Below are 14699 nucleotides of genomic sequence, written 5' to 3' on the forward strand. Positions count from 1 at the left end.
GTTATTCAATTTCCTGAAACACCCAAATCTGCTTCAACCGATGGATAAATCGACTCATTTTAGAGCAACACAAATGATTTATCACAATTACATGGGAAGACCATTTCCCCGGAAAAAGCATATTTGTAATCAATCAACGATGTGAGTTCTTCGCTCATCTCTATTTTTCCTTTACCTGTTTACATCCCACCTTTTTTTTCAACGCTCCTAGACCTATATTGTTCAACTGTGCATTACTAAATAATATTGGAAGTGCTGCATTTGAATATACAAAAACCTAAAAGCTACTATGTTCTTGAATATCTCCCCGACGATTCCAAATATACCACAAGCCAGTCTAGCTTCTACATCACCTGTTGGATGAGAAAACAAGTCGGTTACACTGGTATGCACAGTAATAGTCGCACAACAATACGATTCAATATCCGTCTCGCATTATTTATCTTTGCTGAATATAGAAAAAGGGACTACCCAATATGAAAAATTGAATAGTCCCTTTTCTATTTAAGTTTATATCGCAGCTATCAGCAGCTTTTATATACTCCTAAAAGACGATGCAATTCGAATACTTTAATTGATATCCCAAAACAGCCTCGTGGTTAATAAATCTCCACCTATTGCACTTGCTGCGGCTGCATAGTTATCAGCATTTAGTGTTTGTTCGTTAACCGGATAGGTAAAGCGTGTTGGAACCTCATCAACTCCGGTTGGTGGGTTTGGAGGCAATACTAATACAGATGGGTAGTCCAACCTTCTGTAAAAAGTGTAACCGATAAATCCCCTTGTATACATCGCTACCCAGGCTTGAGTTCCAATTGCATCTTTCCAATTGGCGTAGGAAGAGTACGAATGAGCTGCAAGGAAATCAGCTGCTTCCCCTTCTGTTCCATCCCATTGAGTAATCGATGATGTGACCGCTTCGTTGAAGTATTCCTCAGCAGATGTCGATCCCACATTCCATTCGCGAGCAGCCGCCTCAGCAAGGTAAAACTGAACTTCGTCATAGGTCATTAGAAAGCCTGGGAAATCAGGCTGTTCGATAGCAGAATTGTAGTGTACTTTCGAGCCATATGAACCACCGCTTGCACCATAGTCAGTTGTGATACCCTCCAAGTTTTCAAAATAGTTGTCCAGTCTCGGATCACCTTGATCTGTCATAAAATTAACCATGCCTGATACCATCACGAAATCGTGTCTTCCACTCAACACCAAGTCAACGTGAAGCTCATTCACATAGGGTAACGATTTTTGGTAAGGAAAGTAAGCTCCGTCTTCCTTTGATTCAAATACACCTTCGTATGCTGCTTCAACGGTAGATTTCCCGAGAGCAGAAAGTGGACCATCTGCAATTCCGACACCCAATTTAACCAATAATGAATTACCGAATTTAATCCACTTTGAAACATCTCCACCGTAGATTAAGTCGGCAGTATCAAAACTTCCCTGCGAATCATCAAGCGTTTCGGTTGCTTGACTTGCTATGGCAATAATATCTTTATAGATCTCTTGTGCATCATCGTATTTCGGAGTATAGTTGTCCGGGTCAAGTGCCTCAGAGTAAGGAACATCTCCAAATATATCAACCAAACGTTGGTAAATAAAAACGTTAAGTAAATCGATAATTGCAAGCCTGTTTGCCTGATTCGCTTCCTTCGCTGCCAAGTTTGGTGCTTCAAGCTTTTCGGCGGCAATTAGCTCCGAAGCATCTTTCAGGTCAACGAGCATTTCATAATAGTTCTGAAAGATTTCATCCGGGATTCTTCTGTTCACAATATCATAATTGGCTTCATCTCTGTAGGAGCGTTCTGTCCAATATTGAGCCATCAGTTTCCAGATGTTAACATTGACATTGGTACTCGCCATCTGATCGGCCAGTTCAATTTGAGCATTTGTGAAAAGAACACTGGCAGTAACCGCCTGAGGGTGTTTCTTATCAATATTTAGTTCCTCGAAATTGTCAGTACATGAAGACAATACTCCAAGAAGAAATATAATTGAAATTAATATCTTATTTCTCATTTCAGTAAGTATTAAAAGTTAACATTTAAGGTGAAACCAAAATTCTTGGTTGATGGCATAACTCCACTTTGCCAGCCCTGGATGTTCCCTGCACCCTGTGTTGTTTCCGGGTCAGCGTAGGGAAGATTTTTATGAATGATCCAAAGGTTGGTTCCGACAAAACTAACTGACATTTCTTTAATGAAAGTATTGTCAAAAATATCATTGGGTAAGGTATATGTCAGCGACAGTTCTCTCAGCTTAACATAGCTGGCATCATAAATGTGCATCGCATTCGGTGCAATTGCCGAACCTACGGGGGTATAATAAGTTCCCATTTCGTCCGAACGAACATCATTCGGAGTTCCGTCAGGCAGTACTCCTTCCAATATTAAACCTCCATCAGTTGCAGGATCTCCGGTTACATAGTTACGTAATGGATTTCCAAGTTCATTCAGCTCGGCAGATTCTTTATACAATCCGGTACTCGAACCATACCACATGTCGAGCGAAAATAAGTCTCCCCCATGCTTCCAGTCGATTAAGAAACTTAAATTCAGATTTTTATATGAGAAGCTGTTTCTGAAGCCGGCAGTCCAATCTGCGTTAACATCACCAATAATTTGATCTGAAGTTGCTGTTTTTTGGTAAACACCATCTTCAATGATTCTTTTGTCAGATGATCTTTCATCGTTATAATAAACAAAGTCAGTTCCCATAATTACTCCAAGAGGAAGTCCTTTTCTTGCATTAATCGTAACTCCTCCCTGAAGATCAGCCAATTGTAAGTTATCTAATCCTTCTGCAAGGGAAACAACTTCGCTTTTGTTTTTTGACCAGTTCAAGTTCAAATCCCAGCTAAAATCCTGAGTTTTCACGGGAGTTGCATTTATCATGAGCTCGACCCCTTTGTTGCTTACTTCTCCCGCGTTTACATATTTAAAACTGGATCCTGTAGCATACGAAATTGCTGCTGGCATAATTTGGTCAACAGTTCTATTATCGTAAACTGCCACATCAAGACCTAATCGGTTTTTCAAAAAGTTCAAGGTCAATCCAGCCTCTAAACTTTTTGTCCGTTCTGATTTCAGACCCGCGTTGTTAATTGTTTTCCTGGCATCAGTAGAACCACTGTTTGAAGCGACACCATTTCCACTAAACGGAAAGTCTTGATAGTAAACGTTAGTTAAACTCGCAAAAGGAGCATCGTTACCAACTTCCGCATAGTTTAATCGGAACTTACCTAAGCTTAAAACATCCGGGTCAATAAACTCAGTAAAAATAAAACTAGCTGAAGCAGATGGGTATAAGTAAGTATTATTATCGGTTGGCAATGTTGATGATTGATCAATCCGAAGTGAACCTTCAACAAATACAATGTTTGAAAAGCCAACTGAAGCATTTGCAAAATAGCCGTTTACCTGAATGCGTCCTTCATTTTCTTCCGGCAACTGCAATGGCGATTTGGTATTTGCTAGTGAGTAAATCTCAGGAACTGCAAGACCTCCATTGGTAGATGCCCAAATATCAGAGAATGAGCTTTTCCTGATATTGGTACCGATCAAACCGGTCATGTTAACAGTTTCAGACAGGTCTTTTTGGAAGTTGGCCATCAAATCAAAGTTAACCTCGGTAAAATCACCTCTTTTTACAGAATAACCAGACGAAGTATCGTCGTATCCAACTCCAAATTCTTCAGCGATCGAACCAACAGCTCTCCGTTCTTCTTGAATATAGGTGTAATGATCAATGGCAGCTCTACCTGTAAATGTTAAAAAGTCAGTTGCTTCCCAATCAACTTTAGCATACCCAATTAAACGATCTCTACTATCGTTCTGATAGTTTTTATATCTTGTCCAGTAAGGGTTATCCCAATAAGCAGGAGCCAAATCATCCGGAGCGTTCATGTTCCAGGTTGCATTCGTTCCTAATTGCTCAAATGCAGCTTTCTGCTCAAGGACATCAATATTTACCTGCCACCACTGGCGGAAGGATGATAAAATGTTACCACCATAACCAGTAGAGTTTCTACCCTTGGTTTCGGTATTGATATAATTGGCAAATGACGAAACTTTGATTTTATCTGTGACATCGTATGAACCTGTGAAACTGAAGTTGTTTTTATCCAGTGTACTGTTTGGCATCAAACCGGTTTGTGTCAGGTTTTGGTACGAAAAACGATAGGATGTATTTTCTCCACCTCCTGTAATTTGAACAGAGTTTGACATCGATGTCGAATTTTCAAAAAATGCAGAAGCATCGTTTTTCGCAGCAACCCATGGAAGTGCTTGACCGTAAGTGCTTAATCCGGGGATGAACGAATTCCACTGGTAAACATTTAAACTCGGATCAAAAGGCTCGCCCATTGATGCATCTTCATAAGTTGGATCAATATATTCATCTGTTCCATCACCATCATAGTCCCAGTATTCCAATCCTGGATGGTCTGAGCTACTGTACCAGTCTAAACCATAACCACCACCATATTTATTCTGATATTCAGGGAAGGTACTTTTATCCATAACACCAACAGTAACATTGCCTGAGTAAGAAACACCTAACCCAGTTCCCTTTTTACCTTTTTTAGTGGAAATTAGCACAACGCCATTTGCAGCTCTGGAGCCGTAAAGTGCTGTTGCTGCTGCACCTTTCAATACAGAAATTGATTCTATGTCATTCGGATTAATATCAGCTGCAGTATTTCCATAGTCATAACCGTGTCTTCCTTCTTTCTGATACGAATTATTGGAAGTGGAATTGTCGATAGGGATACCATCAATTACGAAAAGTGCCTGGTTGTTTCCTGTTAACGAGGAAGATCCACGAACGATAACGTTTGTTGATCCACCAAAGTTGGTGTTGGCTTTAATTTGTAATCCGGCCACTTTCCCTGACAATGCAGTCGTAAAATTATTGCCCTTGGCAGTGTTGACCTCTTCACCGTCAACTTCCTGTACTGAATATCCCAGAGATTTTTTCTCTCTGGAAATACCAAGAGCAGTAACTACAACTTCATTTAAACCAACTACATCAGATTTCATTTTAACATCGATTGTAGTGCTGGTAATTTCAACTTCTTGTTTGAGCATCCCAACAAACGAAAAAACCAGAGTAGTCGCTTCTTGTGGAACTTTTAATACATAGTTTCCATCAAGATCAGTAATCGTTCCGAGCGATGTGCCTTTTACCGACACAGAAACACCAGGTATCGAACTTCCATCCTCAGCAGAAGTAACAACACCTGTAATTTCCTTGGTTTGAGCCCAACTCGACTGCAAACCAATTGCAAAAATTGCAAGTAATAATGCGATTCTTTTCATAGAAATAATTTTAATAATTTAAATGCATCAATTCATAAATGGTGTGGTCATAAGGGATTTCTGAATGCCCTTACCTGTTATATATTATACAGGCTGCGCATTTTCGTGAATGCATCGCCCTATTCGAATTTTAGGTTCCAAAAGCAAAAATTCAAAAAACAATATGTAAGCACTAGTTACCTTTATTGCCTGTTTTTAAGAGTACACTTTTTTTAAAATAGAAATTCCCCAGAAATAAGATCAACTACCTTATATTCCCCCAAACATATGGTAGCTGCCTTGTTATTTTAAATTACATTTTAAACCTCGCATCTCCATTTTTGCAAGGTTATGTTATCAGATGTTAATTAAAACTAACAAAACAAAAATAAAGAATTATAACAATTGACTAAGAATCGGGTAGTTTATTTAACAGACATCAAACACAACAAATGTCATAAATCAAAAAAATAACAACCTAAAACCCCACGTGTAATAAATGATTAAAACATTGCATATGTGCACATTGCAACAGAAAAAATCTATCACCGGACAATGCTATTTAGAACTAGTCTAAATTAGAACAACTTTGTTAAATTTTTCATTTTCTTAACACAATAGGTCTTGGGATAGGCATCCCCAGTCGATATTGTAAAAAAATCACCGGCACCCCCCTTGTCGGCAGGGGGCAATCCTGATATACTTACATTTTCTGAGACATACACCTGACTAATGCCAGCTCCTTTGGCTCCAAGTATGTCTGTCTCCCAGGAGTCACCGATCATAACACTCGTCTTCTTTTTTGAATTACAACACTTTAGGGCATGCAGAAAGATACGTTTGTCAGGTTTAGGAATTTGAACAGCTTCTGAAGTAAAGACCCGGTCGAAGAAAACATCAAGTCCGCTTGTTAAAATTTTGCGATGCTGGACTTCGGTAAACCCATTTGTAATAATGTGCATTTGATAGCGTCGCTCTTTCAGGTATTGGAGTGTTTCAATCACTCCCGGGAATAGCTTTGTTTGCAATGGCATCAGCTCGAGGTACTGTTCATTCATTACGACCGGGTCAATCCCTTCAACATTAAAATGAGATAAGGTATCTTCGAAACGTTTTTTGATCAGATCTGGTTTCCGAATTTCCTTATTTCGGTAGGCTTCCCAGAGTTTGTGATTGATTCCTTGATAATAGCTAAAAAAGGCTTCAAAGTCATTAATCTGATCATTTACACTGAGTTCTTCAAACGTTTGTTTTAAGGCCAGCTTCGAATTTGCATCAAAATCCCAAAGCGTGTGATCCAGATCAAAAAAAAGCTGCTCGTATTTCTTCATGGTTGTTGCAGTCTGCCAGTTCTACTTTTTCCCTTCAACAACAATAACAATTTCGCCTTTTACTGTTTTGGCTTTAAAATAATTGGCTAGTTCAACAACGGTACCCCGCTTCGTTTCTTCGTAAAGCTTAGTCAGCTCTCTTGAAACAGAGGCCATTCTGTCGGCTCCAAAAAACTCGGCAAATTGTTCCAGACTTTTGACCAGCCGGTAGGGCGATTCGTAAAAAACCATGGTGCGTTCCTCTTCGGCTAACTGCTTCAGCTTTTTTTGCCGTCCTTTTTTAGGTGGTAAAAAGCCTTCAAAACAAAACCGATCGTTCGGTAGCCCCGAATTTACCAGAGCCGGAATAAGTGCTGTAGCTCCGGGCAAGCATTCAACTTCAACATCATTTTCAATACAAGCTTTTACCAGTAAATAGCCAGGATCGCTAATTGCCGGCGTTCCGGCATCGGAAATTAAAGCCAGGTTTTCGCCCGATGCCATTCGTTGCGCCAGGCTTTCAACCGTCTTATGTTCGTTGAACTTGTGGTGCGAAAAGACTTTTTTCTGAATCTCAAAATGATGCAGCAATTTGGAAGATGTCCGGGTATCTTCGGCCAATATTAAATCAACTTCTTTTAACACTTTAATGGCACGAAGCGTGATATCATCCAAGTTTCCAATTGGCGTTGGTACAATGTATAGTTTCCCCATATTAATTTGTAAATCGACGTTTAACCAGTTGTGCAAACTGAATGCTGGTATCTGTTTTTTTCCATTTGAAGTTTGAATTCAAATAGGACACCGCGTCATCAAGATTGTCGGATTGATCGATACTGCGAATGGTGCGATGAAAAAGAGCAGGATCGTTGTCGAAAAGCTCGCGAGTGTACTGAAAGCGGTCGTTCAGCCCAATAGCTGTCTCCAGCTTTTCGATAGGAGAACTTGCCAGTCTTTTATCGAGTGAGTTCGAAGCTAAAATCAAATCATTCAGCGATTTACCTTTGACAAAATTTTCCCCTAACGTTTTGAGTTTATCAGATTCTTCTTCGATGCTTTCTTCTTTTTCATTCGAACTACTTCCTGTAGTTGGTTCGGGCGTCTGTTCCTGACTATTTTTTTCTCTCGGAGCCTCTGGAGTTTCTGCTATTTCCTTTTCAGAAGCTTGCTCTGGTTCAATATTGGTGTTATTTGGCGTATTCTCAGGTTTTATCTCATTTTCCTCCGGTTTGCTCAACTCCTCTTTTACTTTTTCTTCAATTTTTTCTGAAGGAAGAATTGGTGTCGTAATCGTTGTTTCCTGTCTCTCCGGCATCGGCGTGTTATTCTGTGCTTCGCTAATTTCCTTTAGGAATTCAAACTCCTGCGAAACCAATTTCGATTTACTTAATGCAATATTCAGTTCAAACTTCGAAATATCCTGAGATTGATGTAATGAAGCAGTTATCTCATTCAATTCTTCCAAATCTTTTAAAATAAGTTGTATCAATTTGTGTTTTTCCATAATCATTCCAAAACTAGATTACCCGACATTTTCGTTACTTTTGTAAAAGTAGTAAAATCCAAAATTAATAAAGGTAAATGTTTCTTGAAAGGGATGTCAGTCATCATAAAAACGGTGGAACAATCGAAGTTATTGCCGGATCAATGTTTTCGGGCAAAACAGAAGAATTAATCCGGCGTTTAAAAAGAGCACAATTTGCTAAGCAAAAGGTGGAAATTTTTAAACCGGTGGTTGATACGCGTTATTCGATCGCGGAAGTGGTGTCCCATGACGAAAACTCCATTCCCAGTTCTCCGGTTGAAAACTCAGCAAATATCCTTTTATTAGCCGGCAATGTTGATGTTGTGGCCATTGATGAAGCGCAGTTTTTTGACAAAGGGCTTGTTGAAGTTTGTCAGAAGTTGGCCGACATGGGTATTCGTGTGATCGTTGCCGGCCTGGATATGGACTTTACTGGAAAGCCTTTTGGGCCAATGCCGGATTTGATGGCTATTGCCAATTACGTTTCTAAAGTGCATGCTATTTGCGTTCATTGCGGAAGTGTTGCCCAGTTTTCACATCGGTTGGTGTCGAACAACAAACAAGTGATGCTTGGAGAGAAGGAAGAATATGAACCCCTTTGCAGGGTTTGCTACAATAAGGCGAAAAACACATGACAACATACGACATCGACAAAATAGCTGATATTATTGATGGAAACCTACAGGCTGCTGTAAACGGCAATGCAAAACCGATCTCCAATATTTCCATTGATAGCCGAACCATTGTAGATCCGGATTCCTGTTTGTTTTTTGCGTTAAAAGGAGAACGGCACGATGGACATCGATTCATTGAAGAGTTGCACAAAAAAGGGGTTCGTAATTTTGTGGTGTCGCAATTGCCAACAAAATCTGATCTGGCAAACTTTATTGTTGTTAAAGATACATTAAAGGCACTACAACAACTGGCTACTCATGTGCGGAATGAATTTGAGTTCCCCGTGTTGGCAATCACCGGAAGTAATGGAAAGACAATTGTAAAAGAATGGCTGTTTGATTTATTGCAAAGTCAGTTTCGAATTGTTCGGAGTCCTAAAAGCTACAATTCACAAGTTGGGGTGCCACTTTCGCTTTGGAACATGAACCGCGATGCCGACCTTGGAATTGTTGAAGCAGGAATTTCCAAGCCAGAGGAAATGATAAAATTAGCTGACCTTATTCATCCCGAATTTGGAATAATTACAACGATTGGAGACGCCCATCAGGAAAATTTTAAAACGTTGGAAGAAAAGCTTACGGAAAAGTTAAAGCTTTTCGAAGGTTCCGAGTTGTTAGTTTATCGAAAAGATTCAGCATTAATTGATCAAGTTGTAAGCAACAAATTTAGAAACGAGCAACCAAAACTTTTTTCGTGGTCTACCGGCGAATCAAAAGCCGATTTGCTTATTCGAATTGAAAAGAGCTTGCAGAAGACAAGTCTTTATTTTTCCTGGCTTGAAAAATCGTACGAAACCGAAATTCCTTTTACCGATGATGCGTCGTTGGAGAATGCTTGCCACTGTTTAGCTTTTATCGCGGCCAAAGGCTGGTTGAACGAATACCTATTGAGTCAATTCTCAAGCTTGCAGCCGGTGGCTATGCGTTTAGAGTTGAAGCAAGGAATCAATGATTGCCTTCTTGTTAACGATTACTATAATTCCGATATCAATTCGCTGGAAATTGCTTTACAGTTTCTGAATCAACAAACCAGCTCCAGTAAACAGCAGAAAACGGTGATCCTTTCAGATATCAGGCAGTCGGGCTTTCCGACTCGCCAATTGTATGCTGAAGTAAGCCGCTTGTTAAAAATGAACAAGGTGAATCGACTAATTGGAATTGGCAAAAACATAGCGGAACACGAGGCTGTTTTTGAAATGACGACCGAATTTTATCCTTCAACATTGGATTTTGTTCACAATTGGAAATCGCACAATTTTAAAGATGAAGCCATATTAATAAAAGGTGCCCGGGAGTTCCGCTTTGAAGAAATCGCCTTGTTACTTCAAAAGAAGTATCACCAAACACAGTTGGAAGTCAATTTAAATAGCTTAGTTGAAAACCTGAACATTTTCAGAGAAAAAGTAAAACCACAGACGAAAATAATGGCTATGGTGAAAGCATTTTCGTACGGAAGTGGCACCGTGGAAATTGCGAGGGCTTTGGAATTTCAGAAGGTCGATTATTTAGCGGTTGCGGTGGCTGATGAAGGCATTGAATTGCGACAGGCAGGAATCGAAACGCCAATCGTTGTCATGAATCCGGAGGGGCATAGTTTTGAGGCGATGATTGAATATCGCCTGGAACCAAACGTTTATTCCGCGGAGTTGTTTCGGCAGTTTAATGCCGTAGCAAAAAGTTCTGCCGTTTCGTATTATCCGATCCACATCAAAATTGAAACCGGGATGAATCGGTTGGGATTTTCAGATATTGATGAAGTAAAACACATTTCCCAACAAATCAATCACGAAGAAGTATTGCGCATTCAATCGGTATTTACACATTTAGCAGGTTCCGACGAGGCACAGCACGACGAATACACCCGTAAGCAATATCAACGGTTTATTGAGATCTCAGATATCGTGGTGAGCTTTCAGAAAAATAAGGTCATTCGACACATATTAAATTCAGCCGGAATTGAGCGGTTTCCCGAATTTCAACTCGACATGGTTCGTTTAGGGATCGGACTTTATGGCGTTCCGGCAACCAGCAATACGCCTATTCGCCCAATTGCGCGATGGACCAGCGTTATCTCACAAATTAAAACGGTTAATGTGGGCGAAACAATCGGTTATGGACGGAAGGGAAAGGCAGATAAAATAAAGACAATCGCGATCGTTCCCGTTGGGTATGCCGATGGTTTTTTACGACGTTTCAGCAATGGCGTAGGAAAGATGTGGATTAACGGGACGAAAGTACCTGTTATTGGCAATGTGTGCATGGACATGACCATGATTGATATTAGCGAAGCAAATCCGCAAGTTGGAGATTTAGTGGAACTAATGGGAGAGCATATTCACTTAACAGATTTGGCAGAGTGGGCAGAGACAATTCCCTATGAGATACTGACCGGGATTTCGCAGCGGGTCAAGCGAGTGTATTCTCAAGAATAAAAAAAGGGGAAATAAAACCCAAAATTTCATTCCCCTTTTGCTGTTCAGCTATATTTTTTACCCTAATTTACTGATTCGCTCCAATTTTTGCTCATCTAAAATTCGGATTTTACGTCCGTCAATGGCGATAACCTTTTCGCCGGCAAAAGTTGAAAGTGTCCGAATAGCGTTGGATGTTGTCATGTTTGAAAGATTGGCAATGTCTTCACGCGAAAGAAATACTTTTAATGTTGCACCATCATGCTCAAAGCCATATTTATCTTTCAGCAGTAGCAGCGATTCGGCCAACCGACCTCTAATGTGTTTTTGAGTTAGTGTAACCGTTCTGGAGTTGGAAAATCCTAATTCACGAGCAAGTTTGCGTAGCAGTTTTGCGGTAACACTTGTATTTTTCAACATTGAGTTGAAGAAAAAATCACTATCAACATGACAGGCAAGCGAATCTTCCAAGGCAACCGCTGAAGCGATATGAATTTCTTCGGCAAGTAATGCCCGATAGCCAATGAAACCATAGGGTTTCGTCATTCTGATAATTTGTTCGCGCCCACCAACCCCTTCTTTGAAAATTTTGATTTTCCCTTCAATCAAAAAAGAAAAACCGGTTGGTTTATCTCCCTCTTTGTAAATAAATTCATTCTTCTTAAAATTGGTCAGGGTAATGTGTTTGAGTAGTCGTTCTTTCTCATCGGGAGTGAGACAACTGAAAACCGATTTTGGGTTTTCAAGCATTTCTTTAATCCCCATTTCATGGCTTAGCATACATTCCAACTTTATATGTTATAGAGCATCAAAGTTAACCAATTTTAACAAATAAAAAACGTTTTAACATCCTTTTTTAGCCAAAAAGTGCTGGCTCACAAATAAATCTGAAAAAGAGTACTATTCCTGTATAACCATTCTTTTTGAATTAATGATACCTTGCAACAAGGGGCATCTTTCGTCCAAATCCAAAAGCTTTTGAGCTAACCCTTATTATCGGGGGGGACTGAAAACGTTTGTATTCATTTTGATTAACCAATTGCGTTACTTTAAAAACCATTTCTTTATCAAAACCTTGTTCAATAATCTCTTTGGGTGATAAATTTAACTCAATGTAATTGAACAAAACCCGATCTAAAATGTCGTAGTCGGGAAGTGAATCGGTGTCTTTTTGATCTGGTCTTAGTTCTGCCGAAGGAGGTTTTTGAATGCTGTTGTACGGTATGACTTCTCCATCCCGGTTAATGTAATTCGAAAGTTTATAGGCATCGTTTTTATAAACATCTCCAAGTACTGCCAAACCACCATTCATATCGCCATAAAGAGTTCCATAGCCCACTGCACATTCACTCTTATTCGTTGTATTCAGCAAGATGTTTCCGAACTTGTTCGATAAAGCCATAACAAGTATTCCACGGGTTCGAGCCTGAATATTTTCTTCGGCAACGCCTGGAGGCAAATTTCCAAACACCGGACTTAATTGATTTTCAAATTCGTCAACCATATTTTGAATGGCGATGGTGTCGTACTGAATACCCAGATTCTCGGCTAGATGCAGAGCATCGGCCACACTGTGGTCAGAGGAATATTTCGACGGCATTAAAACTCCACGTACATTTTTTTTCCCCAAGGCCTCTACAGCCAGAGCACAAACCAAGGCCGAGTCAATTCCACCGGAAAGACCCAGAATTGCTTTTTTAAAGCCCATTTTCTGAAAATAGTCTCGAATCCCAAGAATTAAGGCTTGATGAATTTTAGCAATATAGTCTTTTTCTTGTTGGTGTTTGGGTGAAGGGTTCTCGGTGTCAACCACATGGAAATCTTCTTCGAAATATGCCAGCTCCACCGGAATTGTTCCGTCTTCTTTCAAATAGATCGAACCACCATCAAAAACGACTTCCGTATTCGCACCAACCTGATTTAAGTAGATAATTGGAAGTTGGTATTTGATGGCTTTCTTCACCAAAATATCTTTTCTCCAGTTCTCCTGATTGTATGAAAACGGAGATGCTGAGAGGTTAATTACAAGATCAGGATTCAGCTTGCTCAATTCCTCCAGAGGCGAACGGGTATACAACTTGTCTTTTCCAAATTCATTCTGGCTTGGCTGTTCATCCCATAAATCTTCACAAATAGTAATGGCCAGCCGTTTGCCGTTTAGCTCTACAATATCGAACTGGCGGTTGGGCTCAAAATGGCGATACTCATCAAAAATATCGTATGTAGGAAGCAACGATTTATGACGGATTGCCTCTATTTTTCCATCTTTCAGCAAAAAAGCTGAATTGAAAAGTTTCTTTCCTCGTTCACTTTGGTTAATACTTGGACCTCCAACCAATGCCGCAACCTTAGTGCATTCTTTGGCTATTCTGGCAATGGCTTGTTCCGCTTTTTCGATAAACTCTTTCCGCTCAAGTAAGTCATGCGGATAATAGCCGGTTATAGCCAGTTCTGAAAAGATAACCAACTCCGCTTCCTGCTTCTCCGCTTTCCTGATGGCTTCAATAATTTTATTGGAATTATCTTCGAAATTAGCAATATGATAGTTCAGTTGTGCTAATGCAATTTTCATGGTGAATCCGTTTTAGGAGAGCAAAAATAATTGAAAAAGAACAAAAAACGATTGGATTCTTAGAAAACAAGGCCAAGTTTAAATACAAGTGAATTCAAGGTCGTTTTATCGTCAAATTGGTCATTTGAAGTAACATCAAGAAAACCATTTTTATAGATGATTCCCAGCGTGATCGCGTTGTTGCTTCCAAGGTCGAAATGAGAACCGATTCCCATGTTGAGAGCCAAGTTGAATAAATTAATCTCTTCATTAATATTGTTTTTTCTCAAGGTTTCATCATCGCTCTCTCCTTTCGCTTGGATGTTGACTAAACCTGAAAACCCAAATTGTCCCCAATACGACCAGCGACGAAACTGGCTTGTGCGAAGTTTTACGGCCAATGGGACTTCAACATATTTTAGTTTATACCGAAAAGAAGTTCCCGACTGGAATGTTTGTCCGGCAAACTGCACATCGCCGACACTATTGTAATAACGAATATTCCCTCCGGTATTATTAATCAAGATTCCGGTCGCAAAGGCATATTTTGATTCTTCATCGAAGAAAAAGTCAGCATTTACACCATAGTCAATCCCCAAAGCTGCGCTGCCTGATTCAGTCCCCTGAATATCCGCCGAAAACCAATTGACCGATGGACTGGCTGAAAATGAAAGACGAGTTGATCGCTGTGAAAAAGCGATTTGACTGATGATTAAGAAACCGGCAATTAAGCAAATTATTTTTCCTGGCTGTTTCATAAATTTCTGTTTACTGACTATTGAAACGCACAATGTAAGCGTTTTTGTATTCGCAAATCTCGAATAATCTTTTTAAAATGGCAATTAACAGGTTCTCATTATTGATAATTACACCTGACACACCTGGCAACCTTCTTAAGTGACTTTTTACTTCTCTCTGCTTACATAATGAA

10 protein-coding genes are annotated in these 14699 nt (G+C 39.8%); 2 read left to right on the forward strand and 8 right to left on the reverse strand.

Annotated features, from left to right (window positions below; translation table 11 throughout):
- Positions 1 to 570: 570 nt before the first annotated feature.
- From ACTB00_RS12780 to ACTB00_RS12800, 5 genes are all read right to left on the reverse strand, one after another.
- Complete coding sequence (locus tag ACTB00_RS12780) at positions 571 to 2019, reverse strand: SusD/RagB family nutrient-binding outer membrane lipoprotein (protein WP_463300309.1); 1449 nt, start codon at positions 2017 to 2019, stop codon at positions 571 to 573.
- 11 nt (positions 2020 to 2030) lie between these two features.
- Positions 2031 to 5318, reverse strand: coding sequence for a SusC/RagA family TonB-linked outer membrane protein (locus tag ACTB00_RS12785; protein WP_463300310.1), 3288 nt, complete (start codon positions 5316 to 5318; stop codon positions 2031 to 2033).
- Positions 5319 to 5875: 557 nt separating this feature from the next.
- Positions 5876 to 6628 carry a YjjG family noncanonical pyrimidine nucleotidase gene (locus ACTB00_RS12790; RefSeq protein ID WP_463300311.1) on the reverse strand — a complete coding sequence of 251 codons (753 nt, stop codon included), beginning with the start codon at positions 6626 to 6628 and terminating at the stop codon, positions 5876 to 5878.
- 21 nt (positions 6629 to 6649) lie between these two features.
- Positions 6650 to 7321, reverse strand: coding sequence for a 16S rRNA (cytidine(1402)-2'-O)-methyltransferase (rsmI, locus tag ACTB00_RS12795; RefSeq protein WP_463300312.1), 672 nt, complete (start codon positions 7319 to 7321; stop codon positions 6650 to 6652).
- Between the two features lies 1 nt (position 7322).
- Entirely contained in the window at positions 7323 to 8111 is a 789-nt protein-coding gene (locus tag ACTB00_RS12800) for a hypothetical protein (protein WP_463300313.1), read from the reverse strand.
- A 77-nt stretch (positions 8112 to 8188) separates the two neighbouring features.
- Between ACTB00_RS12800 and ACTB00_RS12805 the strand changes: the two genes are divergently transcribed.
- Both ACTB00_RS12805 and ACTB00_RS12810 read left to right on the forward strand, forming a co-directional pair.
- Positions 8189 to 8767, forward strand: coding sequence for a thymidine kinase (locus ACTB00_RS12805; RefSeq protein ID WP_463300314.1), 579 nt, complete (start codon positions 8189 to 8191; stop codon positions 8765 to 8767).
- Positions 8764 to 11238, forward strand: a complete 2475-nt coding sequence (locus tag ACTB00_RS12810) for a bifunctional UDP-N-acetylmuramoyl-tripeptide:D-alanyl-D-alanine ligase/alanine racemase (RefSeq protein WP_463300315.1) — start codon at positions 8764 to 8766, stop codon at positions 11236 to 11238. The genes ACTB00_RS12805 and ACTB00_RS12810 overlap by 4 nt, the downstream gene beginning before the upstream one ends.
- Before the next feature lie 57 nt (positions 11239 to 11295).
- Here the strand turns inward: ACTB00_RS12810 and ACTB00_RS12815 are convergent, their stop codons facing one another.
- The 3 genes from ACTB00_RS12815 to ACTB00_RS12825 form a co-directional block, all read right to left on the reverse strand.
- Positions 11296 to 11997: a Crp/Fnr family transcriptional regulator gene (locus ACTB00_RS12815; RefSeq protein WP_235934060.1), complete on the reverse strand. Its 702-nt coding sequence runs from the start codon at positions 11995 to 11997 to the stop codon at positions 11296 to 11298.
- 148 nt (positions 11998 to 12145) lie between these two features.
- Positions 12146 to 13789: an NAD+ synthase gene (locus ACTB00_RS12820; RefSeq protein WP_463300316.1), complete on the reverse strand. Its 1644-nt coding sequence runs from the start codon at positions 13787 to 13789 to the stop codon at positions 12146 to 12148.
- 59 nt (positions 13790 to 13848) lie between these two features.
- A complete protein-coding gene (locus ACTB00_RS12825; protein ID WP_463300317.1) occupies positions 13849 to 14526 on the reverse strand; it encodes an outer membrane beta-barrel protein in 678 nt (225 codons plus the stop codon).
- Positions 14527 to 14699: the final 173 nt, after the last annotated feature.

This window comes from Sunxiuqinia sp., from assembly GCF_055140945.1.